General features: G+C 60.4%; 10 protein-coding genes. 7 read left to right on the forward strand and 3 right to left on the reverse strand.

What is annotated here, in order from left to right:
• Positions 1–11: 11 nt before the first annotated feature.
• A complete protein-coding gene (locus V7773_RS08220) occupies positions 12–191 on the reverse strand; it encodes a PA1571 family protein (RefSeq protein WP_003199629.1) in 180 nt (59 codons plus the stop codon).
• 249 nt (positions 192–440) lie between these two features.
• On the opposite strand from V7773_RS08220, the gene V7773_RS08225 reads away from it, so the two are divergent.
• Complete coding sequence (locus V7773_RS08225; protein WP_336072973.1) at positions 441–2,222, forward strand: ABC transporter transmembrane domain-containing protein; 1,782 nt, start codon at positions 441–443, stop codon at positions 2,220–2,222.
• Between the two features lie 119 nt (positions 2,223–2,341).
• Here the strand turns inward: V7773_RS08225 and V7773_RS08230 are convergent, their stop codons facing one another.
• Positions 2,342–4,270 carry a transglycosylase SLT domain-containing protein gene (locus tag V7773_RS08230; RefSeq protein ID WP_336072974.1) on the reverse strand — a complete coding sequence of 643 codons (1,929 nt, stop codon included), beginning with the start codon at positions 4,268–4,270 and terminating at the stop codon, positions 2,342–2,344.
• 213 nt (positions 4,271–4,483) lie between these two features.
• On the opposite strand from V7773_RS08230, the gene V7773_RS08235 reads away from it, so the two are divergent.
• The gene (locus tag V7773_RS08235; protein WP_336072975.1) at positions 4,484–6,400 is read left to right on the forward strand and encodes an ATP-binding cassette domain-containing protein; all 1,917 of its coding nucleotides are present in this window, start codon (positions 4,484–4,486) and stop codon (positions 6,398–6,400) included.
• 133 nt (positions 6,401–6,533) lie between these two features.
• Here the strand turns inward: V7773_RS08235 and V7773_RS08240 are convergent, their stop codons facing one another.
• Entirely contained in the window at positions 6,534–6,974 is a 441-nt protein-coding gene (locus V7773_RS08240; RefSeq protein ID WP_336072976.1) for a universal stress protein, read from the reverse strand.
• Between the two features lie 102 nt (positions 6,975–7,076).
• Here V7773_RS08240 and V7773_RS08245 point away from each other — a divergent pair, with 102 nt between their 5' ends.
• The 5 genes from V7773_RS08245 to topA all read left to right on the forward strand — a co-directional run bounded on the left by V7773_RS08245 (position 7,077) and on the right by topA (position 14,428).
• On the forward strand, positions 7,077–7,514 hold the full coding sequence (locus V7773_RS08245; RefSeq protein ID WP_063322187.1) for a hypothetical protein: 438 nt from the start codon (positions 7,077–7,079) through the stop codon (positions 7,512–7,514).
• Positions 7,515–8,001: 487 nt separating this feature from the next.
• Positions 8,002–10,149, forward strand: coding sequence for a fatty acid oxidation complex subunit alpha FadB (fadB, locus tag V7773_RS08250; protein WP_092148389.1), 2,148 nt, complete (start codon positions 8,002–8,004; stop codon positions 10,147–10,149).
• 30 nt (positions 10,150–10,179) lie between these two features.
• Positions 10,180–11,355 carry an acetyl-CoA C-acyltransferase FadA gene (fadA, locus tag V7773_RS08255; RefSeq protein WP_024618393.1) on the forward strand — a complete coding sequence of 392 codons (1,176 nt, stop codon included), beginning with the start codon at positions 10,180–10,182 and terminating at the stop codon, positions 11,353–11,355.
• A gap of 108 nt (positions 11,356–11,463) precedes the next feature.
• Positions 11,464–11,700, forward strand: a complete 237-nt coding sequence (locus V7773_RS08260) for a DUF1653 domain-containing protein (RefSeq protein ID WP_003199644.1) — start codon at positions 11,464–11,466, stop codon at positions 11,698–11,700.
• A 115-nt stretch (positions 11,701–11,815) separates the two neighbouring features.
• The gene (gene topA / locus V7773_RS08265) at positions 11,816–14,428 is read left to right on the forward strand and encodes a type I DNA topoisomerase (RefSeq protein WP_092148387.1); all 2,613 of its coding nucleotides are present in this window, start codon (positions 11,816–11,818) and stop codon (positions 14,426–14,428) included.
• Positions 14,429–14,439: the final 11 nt, after the last annotated feature.

Here is a 14,439-nt window from a genome sequence, read left to right on the forward strand (position 1 = left end):
GACGGGCTGTATCACTTTTGTTCGGCAGGCTTGACCAGTCGTTTTTCCAGCTCGCTGCAGGCTTTTTGGATCATGTCTTCGGTGATCGGTACTTCGCGCCCTTGGGCATCGATGAACGAGCAGCCCAGAGACTGGTCCGGTTGCGTGCGGATTACTTGAATCTTGTCGTCGCTGCTGTGTTGCAAGGACATGGCCTGTCTCCTCATCAGGTTGTGTGCCTACTTTAATGTCGCCAGGTGACCGAGCCATGACACTCCTTGTAGGTTCATGGCGACACCTCCACTCAATCAGAAACACAGTTGCGTTTCCAGCCAGACTTTAGACCGATAACATCTAGCCTCTAGTCGTTGTGGTCATATTTAACCTGACTCATTCTGATTCAACTTGGCTCCGCTACGCTTTGGCGTCGCTGGCCGGCCTTTTTCCTGCTGCATTATCGGATGCCCTTGATGCTTTCTTCCCGACATCGCCGTGCCATACGCCTGGCCAGCGGCTTCATCGCCCCTTACCGTAAACAGGTCGCCGGCGCTTTGCTGGCCTTGATTGTCACTGCCGGTATTACCTTGTCCATGGGCCAAGGCATCCGCTTGCTGGTGGACCAGGGCTTCATGACCCGCTCACCGCACCTGCTCAATCAATCCATCGGCCTGTTCATGGTGCTGGTGGTGGGGCTGGCGATCGGTACGTTTGCACGTTTTTACCTGGTGTCCTGGATCGGCGAGCGGGTGGTGGCCGATATCCGGCGGCAGGTCTTCAACCATCTGGTGTACTTGCACCCCGGTTTCTATGAAAACAACCGTAGTTCGGAAATCCAGTCGCGGCTGACCGCCGATACGACCTTGCTGCAATCGGTGATCGGTTCGTCGCTGTCGTTGTTTTTGCGTAACGTCTTGATGGTGGTGGGCGGCATCGTGCTGCTGTTCATCACCAATCCCAAGTTGACCAGTATCGTGGTGATCGCCCTGCCGCTGGTATTGGCGCCGATCCTGGTCTTTGGTCGTCGGGTGCGCAGTTTGTCGCGCCAGAGCCAGGACCGCATTGCCGACGTCGGCAGCTACGTCTCCGAAACCCTTGGCCAGATCAAGACCGTGCAGGCTTACAACCACCAGGTCCAGGACGAACAACGATTCTCCGTGACGGTGGAGCAGGCTTTCGACACCGCCCGCAAGCGCATCGCCCAACGGGCCTGGCTGATTACCCTGGTGATCGTGCTGGTGCTGGGCGCGGTGGGGGTGATGCTCTGGGTCGGCGGCATGGATGTGATCGCCGGGCGGATTTCCGGCGGTGAGCTGGCGGCATTTGTGTTCTATAGCCTGATCGTCGGCAGTGCCTTCGGCACGCTGAGCGAGGTGATCGGCGAGCTGCAACGGGCGGCGGGTGCTGCCGAGCGCATTGCCGAGTTACTGCGTTCGCAGAACATCATCCAGCCACCGGCTTCAGGCCTTGTCACGTTGCCGGAGCGCGTTCGGGGCGATCTGCGCCTCGAAGGCGTGCGTTTTTCCTACCCCTCCCGGCCGGACAGTTATGCGGTCGACGGTCTCGACCTGACCATCAAGGCCGGCGAGACCCTGGCCCTGGTCGGGCCTTCCGGTGCGGGCAAGTCAACGGTGTATGACCTGCTGCTGCGCTTCTACGATCCGGTGCAAGGGCAGATCCTGATCGACGACGTGCCGTTGACTCGACTCGATCCGCTGGACCTGCGCCGCCACTTCGCCCTGGTCTCACAGAACCCGGCGCTGTTTTTCGGCACGGTCGAAGAGAATATTCGCTACGGCAACCCTGGGGCAACGTCCGAGCAGGTGCGTGAGGCCGCGCAGATTGCCCACGCCCACGACTTCATCGAAAAAATGCCCGGCGGCTACCAGACCCACCTGGGCGACGGTGGCCTGGGGCTGTCCGGCGGCCAGCGCCAACGCCTGGCCATCGCCCGGGCATTGCTGGTGGACGCGCCGATCCTGCTGCTGGACGAAGCCACCAGTGCCCTCGATGCGCAAAGCGAACACCTGATCCAGCAAGCCCTGCCCAACCTGATGAAAAACCGCACGACCCTGGTCATCGCCCACCGCTTGGCCACGGTGAAAAACGCTGACCGGATCGCGGTGATGGATCAGGGCAAGGTGGTTGCCGTGGGCACTCACCAGGAGCTGGTCGCCAGCAATGCGCTGTACGCGCGGCTGGCAGCGTTGCAGTTCAATGTGGGGCTGGAGTCGACAGCTGACTGAGAACTGCTCCCGCAAGGTCCAGACAACCGATCAAAAAAAGCCCGTATCTTTCGATACGGGCTTTTTTTTGCTTTTGAGGAACAGCTTGCCGCTTGAAGCTCAACGCTTGCCGCTAACCTTCACTGATCATCGAAATACCGCTCATGCCAGTCCACCAGCGGTTGCGGCGAGTTGAGTTTCTGGCCGTAGATCACCGAGTACGACAACACGTTCTGCACGTATTGGCGGGTTTCGTCGAAAGGAATGCTTTCGACCCAGACGTCGAAGCTCAAGTGGTCGGCGCCGCGTAGCCACTGGCGCACGCGACCGGGGCCGGCGTTGTAGGCTGCCGAGGCCAGGACACGGTTGCCGTTGAACTGGCTGTGGACCTGGCTCAGGTAGGCCGCGCCGAGCTGGATGTTCTTGTCCGGATTCAGCACTTGCTGCGGTGAGGCCAGGGGAATGCTGAACTTGCGTGCGGTTTCCTTGGCAGTGCCGGGCATCAGTTGCATCAGGCCGGCGGCACCGACGCTGGAGCGAGCATCGTCCATGAACGCACTTTCCTGGCGGGTAATGGCGAACGCCCAGCTTGGATGCAATCCGCGGACCTTGGCTTCGCGCACCAGGGTGTCGCGATGGGCCATCGGGAAGCGGATGTCCAGGTCGTCCCAGTACTTGGCCTGGCTGATGGTGCGAATGGCCGGGAAATACCACTTCAGGTCATAGGCCAGTTTCGCCTGGGCGACCATTTCGTCCCGGTTGAAATGCCGGCTGACGTGATACCACTCGCGGCGTCCGTCGACGATGTCCCCACGGGCATGAAATTCCAGCGCCCGACGCACGCCAGGGGTGTTGCGCACTTTGTTGATCAGCGCCTGGCTCATCACCAACGGCTTGTTGACGAGCGAGTACGGTGACTGGGAGCGGTCGGCGGCCAGGAAGCCATAGAAATCTCGTTCACGGGCCAGGTGCTTGTAGAGCGCCAGCGCCTCGGGGTTCTGCGGCTGTGCCAACTCAAGCGTACGGGCCTGCCAGTAGCGCCAGCGATTGGTGCTGGCCAGTGTCTCGGGCAGGCGACGGGTCAGTTGGTAGGCATCGTCCCAGCGGGCCAGGCGCAGCAGCAGGCGCAAGCGCCATTCCGAAACAGTGTCATCGCGCAGTTCCGGGTCGTATTTGGTCATGACGTCGAGCGCGCGGCTGTCGAAGCGCTTGGCCAGGGTCAGGCCGATTTCCCGGGCAATCGCGACTTTTTCATCCCGGGAAAAGTGCATGGTGCTGGCGTAGCCATCCAGCAGCGTCATGGCTTTTTCCGGATCCTGACGGGCCAGACGGCGCAAGCCGAGGCTGACGATGTCGGACATCGGTTCATCGGCCGGGGTGAAGCGCGAGGGCTGGTTGAGCAGTTCGGGTTTTTGCGCCACGTCCACCAGCAGCTTGCCGCGGGGGGCGAGGGTGGTCAGACCGCTGACCAGGCTGTTGGCCAGCGGGTAATTGCGGGCCTGGGCCGCCAGTTTTGTGCGTTCCCAGCGTTTCTGTTCGGTCAACTGGCCCTGGGAGGCCCATAGGCCGAACAAGGCATCGCACGCCTGGGGTTGGGATTTGCCGGAGAGCCACAGCTTTTCGGTATTGGCATAGCCTTCGGCCTTCAAGCCATGGCTGAGCTGGTACTGGGCGTTAAGGCAGTCCAGTTCGGTGAAATTGAGCTTGGGGTCGTAATACTTGACGAAGGTCTCCCAGTCACCGCGCTCGGTCAGCCAACGCAGCCAGCGCAACTTCATCCAGTTGGCCTGGGGCAGATCACCGTGTTCGGCGAGGAACTTCTCGATTTCGGCGTTGCTGGCGCTCTTGAGGCGAGCGGTCAATTCGTCGTAGGCCAGGTAGGGTTCCAGCGGATAATCGCGCAGGGCCTGGCTGTAGCGAAAGTAAGGGCCGGAATCACCCTTGGCCAAGGCGCGCTTGGCCTCGTCGTAATATTGGCGTTGAGTGGAGATATCCACCGCCTGCGCGGATTGAACGGCAGTGGCACATACAAAAAGACACGATAAAACACTGAAAAGGCGACTGCGCATGAGACGTCCGGGCATAGAAAACATGACAAGCCCAAGGGGTAACCCAGGGTAACTGTCTGTAGCTTAGCCTTTTGCCAGCAGCCGGCGAAAGCTTTGCAGGGCCGCCGGTGCAAGTTCGCAACATTTGTTATGCAGAGTGCTTCGGTGGCGAAATTGGCGGACCCCTGAGGCCTCATCTCAGGTAGAATGCGCGCCCGGTTTTTGGAGAAGCTCATGACCCTGCTCAAATTCAGCGATGTGTCCCTTGCTTTCGGCGCTATGCCGTTGTTGGACAAGGTGTCCTGGCAGATCGCCCGTGGTGAGCGGGTGTGCATCATCGGCCGCAACGGCACTGGCAAGTCCAGCATGATGAAGCTGGTCAAGGGCGATCAGAAGCCCGATGACGGCTCGGTCTGGCGCGCGCCAGGCCTGAAAATCGGCGAATTGCCCCAGGAACTGCCGGTGGCCGACGAGCGGACCGTATTCGACGTGGTCGCCGAAGGCCTGGACGGTGTCGGCGCGCTGCTGGCCGAGTATCACCACCTGAGCCAGAACATCGTCACCGACGCTGACCTGGACAAGTTGATGCATGTGCAGCACGACCTCGAAGCCCGTGATGGCTGGCGGTTGCAGCAATTGGTCGACAGCACCCTGAGTCGCTTGCAACTGCCTGCCGACAAGACCCTCGCCGAGCTGTCCGGCGGCTGGCGTCGTCGCGTCCTGCTGGCCCAGGCCCTGGTGTCCGAGCCGGACCTGCTGCTGCTCGACGAACCGACCAACCACCTGGACATCGGCGCTATCGCCTGGCTTGAAGAAGCCTTGAAGGACTTCCAGGGGGCGGTGCTGTTCATCACCCACGACCGTTCCTTCCTGCAAAACCTGGCAACCCGCATCCTTGAACTGGACCGCGGCGGCTTGATCGACTGGAACGGCGACTACGCCAGCTTCCTGGTGCACAAGGAAGCGGTACTGGCGGCAGAAGAAACCGCCAACGCCCTGTTCGACAAGCGCCTGGCCCAGGAAGAGGTCTGGATCCGCCAGGGCATCAAGGCCCGTCGCACTCGTAACGAAGGCCGTGTAAGGGCCCTCAAGGCCTTGCGCGTTGAGCGCAGCGAGCGTCGTGAACGCACCGGCAAGGCCAACATCCAGCTGGAAACGGCCGACAAGTCCGGCAAGCAGGTCATGGTGCTGGAGAACGTCAGTTTCGCCCATCCGGGCGGTCCGTTCCTGGTCAAGGACTTCTCCATGGTCCTGCAGCGTGGTGATCGCATCGGTCTGCTGGGCGCCAACGGTACCGGCAAGACCACCTTGCTCAAGCTGATGCTTGGCGGTCTGGTGCCGACCAACGGCAAGGTGGAAGAGGGCACGAAGATCGACGTCGCCTACTTCGACCAGTTGCGCCATCAACTGGACCTGGAAAAGACCGTGATCGACAACGTGGCCGAAGGCCGCGATTTCATCGATATCGATGGCCAGAGCCGTCACGTGTTGAGCTACCTCGGCGATTTCCTGTTCAGCCCCCAGCGTGCACGCACGCCGGTCAAGGCGCTGTCCGGCGGTGAGCGTGCCCGCCTGTTGCTGGCCAAGTTGTTCAGCAAACCGGCGAACCTGCTGGTGCTCGACGAACCGACCAACGACCTGGACGTGGAAACCCTGGAATTGCTGGAAGAGGTGTTGTTGACGTTCAACGGCACCGTGCTGATGGTCAGTCACGACCGGGCATTCCTCGATAACGTGGTCACCAGCACGCTGGTGTTCGAAGGCGAAGGCCTGGTTCGCGAATACGTCGGTGGTTATCAGGACTGGCTGCGCCAGGGCGGCTCGCCGCGTCTGCTGGGGGTCACCGAGAGCAAGTCCGGCAAGGCCGACCTGAATTCGGCGGTGGTCAAGGCCGAGCCTGCTCCGGTCGCCGCCGCGGCCCCGACCCCAGCGAAGAAAAAGCTCAGCTACAAGCTGCAGCGTGAACTGGAAGCCTTGCCGGGTGAGATCGACGCGAAGGAGCAGCAGATCGCAGCGGTAGAAACCGAAATGGCCGACGCCGGGTTCTACCAGCGGCCTGCTGCCGAAACCGCCAAGGTGATTGCGCGCCTGGAGCAACTGCAAGCCGAGCTGGATGCGCTGGTCGAGCGCTGGGCCGAGCTGGACGCTTGAGCCCGCACGCTCAATGACTGTGGCGAGGGAGCTTGCTCCCGCCGGGCTGCGAAGCGGCCCCTGGCGGTGAGTGCTTCGCACTCAAGCGGGAGCAAGCTCCCTCGCCACAGGTTCAGTGAGTTCCTTGGGTGAATCAGCTGCGCTTGACCAGGTGCACCGCCAGCACGTCGCAAGGCGCGCCATGCAGCACGTCGTTGGCGGTCGAGCCCAGCAGCAACGCCAGGCCATGGCGGCCATGGCTGCCGACGACGATCAGGTCGCAACCCTGCTCCTTGGCCAGGTGATGGATCTCCTGGCGCGGCTGGCCGTAGGTCAGGTGGCAGTTTTCCTTTTTCAGGTCAGGGTACTTCACGATCAATCGGTCAAGGCGTTCCTTGGCTTGATCGAATTGCTGTTGCTGCAACTGGGAAAGGTCCATCGGCACATCACCACCAAAGGCCATGGCCATCGGCTCGACGATATGCACCAGCGACAGCTTGGTGTCTCTGCCGTCGCACAGGGCGCGAGCGCGTTTGACGACGGGATCGCATTCTTCAGTGAGGTCAACGGCGACCAGAACGTGGTTGTAGTACATGGAAGGCACTCCAGAGAATTGCGATACGGTAAGTATGGCTGGTTTCAAGCGCATTGACGGCGACGTGGCTCAATGGGCTCATCAGAATTCGGGAGTACGAATATGACGGTCTGGATAGTGGTGTCAATCCTGTTGGTGGTGTTAAGTCCGCTGGCGTGGTTGCGACCGTCCCGTGTCCAGAGTGGTCGCATGGCCCTGCGCATGGAGGCGAGACGCCTGGGCCTGGCCATGCAGCTGGCGCCGCAGGAGTGGCCGCACTGGCTCGGCCAGCAGCCGCCAAACCCCTGTGCCCAGTACCACCGGCCCCGGCGCGGCAAGGAACCGGCTGTCTGGAGCTATTGGCAGACTGCGCCAGGGGTCTGGGTCAACCAGTGGCGAGAAGCCTGCCAGGATGAGTCCCTGCTCAATCATTTCGAAAAATTGCCGGCCAACGTCTACAAGGTTGAAGCCGATCGGCAAATGATTGCCTTGTACTGGGGCGAGAAGGGCGAAGCGACTGTTTTGCAGGATATTTGCGCGGTGCTCAAGGCGCTGGCCTGAGGCATAAAAAAGCCCGACAGTCTCATCGGGCGGGTTGGCCAGGCAGGCCGGTAATCAATCTCATGTCAGGGCGTGCGTTCGTAACGTCCTTTGTTCCCAATCTTCAATCGCGTCCCGACAGCGTAGACGGCTGGATCCAGTCTGTCCGGAATTAGGGCGATTTTTCTAATTATTGATCCTATGAATAGCTGCTCATGCGGCGCCGTGTTGCGGATCCGTACGGTACGGAAATGACCGTGAAGTCGCGTTCACGCCTGTGTTTAGGGCGATTGACAATTGTCGGAAATTCCGTGAAGGTGACGTACCCAAATCAAACGGGCGTATGAATTGAGCGTTTGTATTTTCAGACGGCTCCTACAGACCCCGACTATCGCGTTGACGGGTGTGCCTGGCGGATTGGCGTAGCATCGACGGTAAACGTCAATGCCGAACCAGTGGTCAGCGTTCAACGTGTACTGTTCAGCTTCCATATCGTGGAGATCAGTTGATGATTTACGAAGGTAAAGCCATCACGGTTAAGGCTCTTGAAAGTGGCATCGTCGAATTGAAATTCGACCTCAAGGGTGAGTCCGTCAACAAGTTCAACCGTCTAACCCTGAATGAATTGCGTCAGGCCGTGGACACTATCAAGGCAGATGCTTCGATCAAGGGTGTGATCGTCAGCAGCGGCAAGGACGTGTTCATCGTCGGTGCCGACATCACCGAATTCGTCGACAACTTCAAGCTGCCCGATGCCGAACTGATCGCTGGCAACCTCGAAGCCAACCGTATTTTCAGCGATTTCGAAGACCTCAACGTACCGACCGTCGTGGCCATCAACGGCATCGCCCTGGGTGGTGGCCTGGAGATGTGCCTGGCAGCGGATTACCGCGTCATGTCCACCACGGCCAAGATCGGCCTGCCGGAAGTCAAGCTGGGTATCTACCCAGGCTTCGGCGGCACCGTGCGCCTGCCGCGCCTGATCGGTGCCGACAACGCCATCGAGTGGATTGCCGCCGGCAAGGAAAACCGTGCTGAAGACGCGCTGAAGGTCGGTGCCGTGGATGCCGTGGTCGAACCTGGCAAACTCCAGGAAGCGGCCCTTGAAACCATCAAGCGCGCCATCAGCGGCGAGTTCGACTACAAGGCCAAGCGTCAGCCGAAGCTGGAAAAGCTCAAGCTCAACGCCATCGAACAAATGATGGCCTTCGAAACCGCCAAGGGTTTCGTGGCTGGTCAGGCCGGCCCGAACTACCCGGCGCCGGTCGAAGCGATCAAGACCATCCAGAAAGCCGCGAGCTTCGGTCGCGACAAGGCTCTGGAAGTCGAGGCCGCCGGCTTCGTCAAGCTGGCCAAGACCTCGGCTGCGCAAAGCCTGATCGGTCTGTTCCTCAATGACCAGGAACTGAAGAAAAAAGCCAAGGCCTACGACGAAATCGCCAGTGACGTGAAGCAGGCCGCCGTGCTCGGCGCCGGCATCATGGGTGGCGGTATCGCCTACCAGTCGGCGTCCAAAGGCACGCCGATCCTGATGAAGGACATCAACGAACACGGGATCGAGCAAGGCCTGGCCGAAGCCGCCAAGCTGTTGGTCGGTCGTGTCGACAAAGGTCGCATGACCGCTGCGAAGATGGCCGAAGTGCTCAACGGCATTCGTCCGACCCTGTCCTACGGCGATTTCGGCCATGTCGACCTGGTGGTCGAAGCCGTTGTCGAGAACCCGAAGGTCAAGCAGGCGGTATTGGCTGAAGTCGAAGACAAGGTCAAAGAGGACACCATCCTGGCCTCGAACACCTCGACCATCTCCATTTCGCTGCTGGCCAAGGCCCTCAAGCGTCCGGAAAACTTCGTCGGCATGCACTTCTTCAACCCGGTGCACATGATGCCGCTGGTGGAAGTGATCCGTGGCGAGAAGTCCAGCGAACATGCCATTGCCACCACCGTGGCCTATGCCAAGAAAATGGGCAAGAACCCGATCGTCGTCAACGATTGCCCGGGCTTTTTGGTCAACCGCGTGCTGTTCCCGTACTTCGGCGGTTTCGCCAAGCTGGTCAGTGCTGGCGTGGATTTCGTGCGCATCGACAAGATCATGGAAAAATTCGGTTGGCCGATGGGCCCGGCGTACCTGATGGACGTGGTCGGCATCGACACCGGCCACCACGGTCGCGACGTCATGGCTGAAGGTTTCCCGGACCGCATGAAGGACGATCGTCGTTCGGCTGTCGACGTGCTCTACGAAGCCAAGCGCCTGGGCCAGAAAAACGGCAAGGGCTTCTACGCCTATGAGACCGACAAGCGCGGCAAGCAGAAGAAAGTCGCCGACTCGTCGGTGCTGGAAGTGCTCAAGCCGATCGTCTACGAGCAGCGCGAAGTCACCGACGAGGACATCATCAACTGGATGATGATCCCGCTGTGCCTCGAAACCGTGCGTTGCCTGGAAGACGGCATTGTCGAGACCGCCGCCGAAGCCGACATGGGTCTGGTCTACGGTATCGGTTTCCCTCCATTCCGTGGCGGTGCGCTGCGCTACATCGATTCGATCGGTGTCGCCGAGTTCGTTGCCCTGGCTGACCAGTACGCTGATTTGGGCGCGCTGTACCACCCGACTGCGAAGCTGCGTGAAATGGCCAAGAACGGCCAGAGCTTCTTCGGTTAAGCGCCCAACGACTAGAGCGAGAGAACATTTATGAGCTTGAATCCTAGAGACGTCGTGATTGTCGACTTCGGTCGTACGCCGATGGGCCGCTCCAAGGGCGGCATGCACCGCAACACCCGCGCCGAAGACATGTCGGCGCACCTGATCAGCAAGCTGCTGGAACGCAACGTCAAGGTCGACCCCAACGAAGTCGAAGACGTGATCTGGGGCTGTGTGAACCAGACCCTGGAGCAGGGCTGGAACATCGCCCGCATGGCCTCGCTGATGACCCAGATCCCTCACACGGCGGCGGGCCAGACCGTCAGCCGCCTGTGCGGTTCGTCCATGAGCGCACTGCACACCGCCGCCCAGGCGATCATGACCGGTAACGGTGACGTGTTCGTCGTCGGTGGTGTCGAGCACATGGGCCACGTGAGCATGATGCACGGCGTCGATCCGAACCCGCACATGTCGCTGTACGCGGCGAAAGCCTCGGGCATGATGGGTTTGACTGCGGAAATGCTTGGCAAAATGCACGGCATCACCCGTGAACAGCAGGACGCCTTTGGCGTGCGCTCCCACCAGCTCGCCCACAAGGCGACCGTGGAAGGCAAGTTCAAGGATGAGATCATCCCGATGCAGGGCTACGACGAGAACGGCTTCCTGAAGCTGTTCGACTACGACGAAACCATTCGTCCGGAAACCACCCTGGAAAGCCTGGCGGCCCTCAAGCCGGCATTCAATCCGAAGGGCGGCACCGTAACAGCCGGTACCTCGTCGCAGATCACCGATGGTGCCTCGTGCATGATCGTGATGTCGGCCCAGCGTGCCCAGGACCTGGGTATCCAGCCGATGGCGGTGATTCGTTCGATGGCCGTGGCGGGTGTGGACCCGGCGATCATGGGCTATGGTCCAGTACCGGCCACGCAGAAAGCCTTGAAGCGTGCAGGCCTGGGTATTGCCGATATCGACTTCTTCGAACTCAACGAAGCTTTCGCCGCACAGGCCTTGCCAGTGCTGAAAGATTTGAAAGTGCTCGACAAGATGAACGAGAAGGTTAACCTGCACGGCGGCGCGATCGCCCTGGGGCATCCGTTCGGTTGCTCCGGTGCGCGTATCTCCGGCACGCTGCTCAACGTCATGAAGCAGAATGGCGGCACCTTTGGTGTGTCGACCATGTGCATTGGCCTCGGCCAGGGCATTGCCACTGTCTTCGAACGCGTCTAAGCGTTGCGTTGATGGAAGCCGGGGCCAAGTGCCCCGGTTTTTGTTTTTTCCGGGTTTAGTAGAAAAATTTTGTTTTTATTTTGAAAAGATTTGAGTGAGGGCCAAGACATGCCGATACAACCTGGGCTCTACCAGCATTACAAAGGTCCGCAGTACCGCGTATTCAGCATTGCGCGGCATTCCGAGACCGAGGAAGAAGTGGTCTTCTATCAAGCCCTGTATGGCGATTACGGCTTTTGGGTGCGTCCCTTGAGCATGTTCGAGGAGTCCGTCGAGGTTGACGGCGAACAGGTGCCACGCTTTGCTTTGGTGCAGGCCGAGGAGAGCATTTTTTCCAAGCCTTGAGGCCGGTATGCGGGCAACCCTGCGCTTGACCTCACCTTGCAGCCACTATATATAGCGGTGCCGCGTCAGGCGCCAACCGCCTTTCACTTTTTAGAATTCAGGAATTTTCTGATCCATGGGCAAATCGCTGGTCATTGTGGAATCCCCGGCTAAGGCCAAGACCATCAACAAGTATCTGGGCAACCAATACGTGGTGAAGTCGAGTATCGGCCATATCCGAGACCTGCCCACCAGCGGTTCGGCTAGCGCCAGCAAGGAGCCAGCCGCCAAGCGCGGCAAGGCTGCGGCTGGTGAAGCGCCGGCGCTGTCGCCGAAAGACAAGGCGCGCAAGCAGCTGGTCTCACGCATGGGGGTCGATCCGGAACACGGCTGGAAAGCCAAGTACGAGATCCTCCCGGGCAAGGAAAAGGTCATCGAAGAGCTGCGCCGGCTCGCCAAGGATGCCGACACCATCTATCTCGCGACGGACTTGGACCGCGAAGGGGAAGCCATTGCCTGGCACCTGCGCGAAGCCATTGGTGGGGATGACAGCCGCTACAAGCGCGTGGTGTTCAACGAAATTACCAAGAAGGCCATCCAGGAAGCCTTCTCCCAGCCGGGCGAGCTGGACATCGATCGGGTCAACGCTCAACAGGCGCGTCGCTTCCTCGACCGCGTGGTGGGCTATATGGTCTCGCCCCTGCTGTGGGCCAAGATCGCCCGCGGCCTGTCGGCTGGTCGCGTGCAGTCGGTTGCGGTGAAGCTGGTGGTGGAGCGCGAGCGCGAGATCCGCGCGTTCATCCCTGAAGAGTACTGGGAAGTCCACGCCGACCTCGGCACCGCGAAGGGTGCCACCGTGCGCTTCGACGTGGCGCGGGAAAAGGGTGAAGCCTTCAAGCCGCTCAACGAAGCCCAGGCCATGGCTGCGCTGGAGAAGCTCAAGGCGTCCAGCTACAGCATCGTCAAGCGCGAAGACAAGCCGACCAGCAGCAAGCCGTCGGCGCCGTTCATTACCTCCACGCTGCAACAGGCCGCGAGCAACCGCCTGGGTTTTGGCGTGAAGAAAACCATGATGATGGCCCAGCGTCTGTACGAAGCCGGTTACATCACCTATATGCGTACCGACTCGACCAATCTTTCGGCCGATGCCGTGGCGATGGCGCGCACTTATATAGAAAGCGAATTCGGCAAGAAGTACCTGCCGGACACGCCGAACGTCTACAGCAGCAAGGAAGGCGCACAAGAGGCGCACGAAGCGATTCGTCCGTCCGATGCCAACACCGAGCCAAGCAAGCTGTCGGGCATGGAGCGCGATGCCGAGCGTCTCTACGAGCTGATCTGGCGCCAGTTCCTGGCCTGCCAGATGCTGCCGGCGCAATACTTGTCGACCACGGTCAGCGTCGGTGCCGGCGACTTCGAGCTGCGCGCCAAGGGCCGCATCCTGAAGTTCGACGGCTACACTCGCGTCATGCCGCAGATCACCAAGCCTGGGGATGACGACGTCCTGCCAGACATGGCCCAGGGCGACGTGATGAAGCTGATCAAGCTTGATCCGACCCAGCATTTCACCAAGCCACCGGCCCGTTACTCCGAAGCCAGCCTGGTCAAGGAAATGGAAAAGCGCGGTATCGGTCGTCCTTCGACCTACGCGGCGATCATCTCCACCATCCAGGATCGCGGCTATGTGGCGCTGCACAACCGTCGTTTCTATTCGGAAAAGATGGGCGACATCGTTACCGAGCGTTTGTCCGAGAGCTTCTCGAACCTGATGGACTACGGCTTCACCGCCGGTATGGAAGAGAACCTCGACGATGTGGCCCAGGGCGAACGCGACTGGAAAAACGTTCTCGACGAGTTCTACGGCGACTTCAAGAAAAAGCTCGAAGTGGCCGAAAGCCCTGACAGCGGCATGCGCGCCAACCAGCCGGTCATGACTGACATCCCGTGCCTGACCTGTGGGCGTCCGATGCAAATCCGTACCGCCTCGACCGGTGTGTTCCTCGGTTGCTCGGGTTACAGCCTGCCGCCCAAGGAGCGCTGCAAGGCGACGGTCAACCTCGTGCCGGGCGATGAAATCGCCGCTGACGACGAGGGCGAGTCGGAATCCCTGGTATTGCGCGGCAAGCATCGCTGCCCGATTTGCAGCACGGCGATGGACGCCTACCTGCTGGATGAGAAGCGCAAGCTGCACATCTGCGGTAACAACCCCGATTGTGCCGGCTATGAGATCGAAGAGGGCACTTATCGCATCAAGGGCTACGAAGGCCCGAGCCTGGAGTGCGACAAGTGTGGCAGCGAGATGCAACTCAAGACCGGTCGTTTCGGCAAATTCTTCGGTTGCACCAACCCGACCTGCAAGAACACCCGCAAACTGCTCAAGAGTGGTGACGCGGCGCCGCCGAAGATGGACCCGGTGAAGATGCCTGAGCTCAAGTGCGAGAAGGTCAACGACACCTACATCCTGCGTGACGGTGCCTCCGGCCTGTTCCTGGCGGCCAGCCAGTTCCCGAAAAACCGCGAGACCCGTGCACCGTTGGTGATAGAAATCGTGCCGCACAAGGACGAGATCGATCCGAAGTACCATTTCCTCTGCGAAGCGCCGCAGAAGGATCCGGAAGGGCGCCCGGCGGTCATTCGCTACAGTCGCAAGACCAAGGAGCAGTACGTACAGACCGAAGTCGACGGCAAGCCGACCGGCTGGAAGGCCTACTACGACGGCGGTAAGTGGACGGTTGAAGACAAGCGCTGATCGCAGGGCTT

Origin of the sequence: Pseudomonas sp. 3JA (assembly GCF_036961705.1) — a bacterium.
In the GTDB taxonomy this organism is placed as follows: Bacteria; Pseudomonadota; Gammaproteobacteria; order Pseudomonadales; family Pseudomonadaceae; genus Aquipseudomonas; species Aquipseudomonas fluorescens_Q.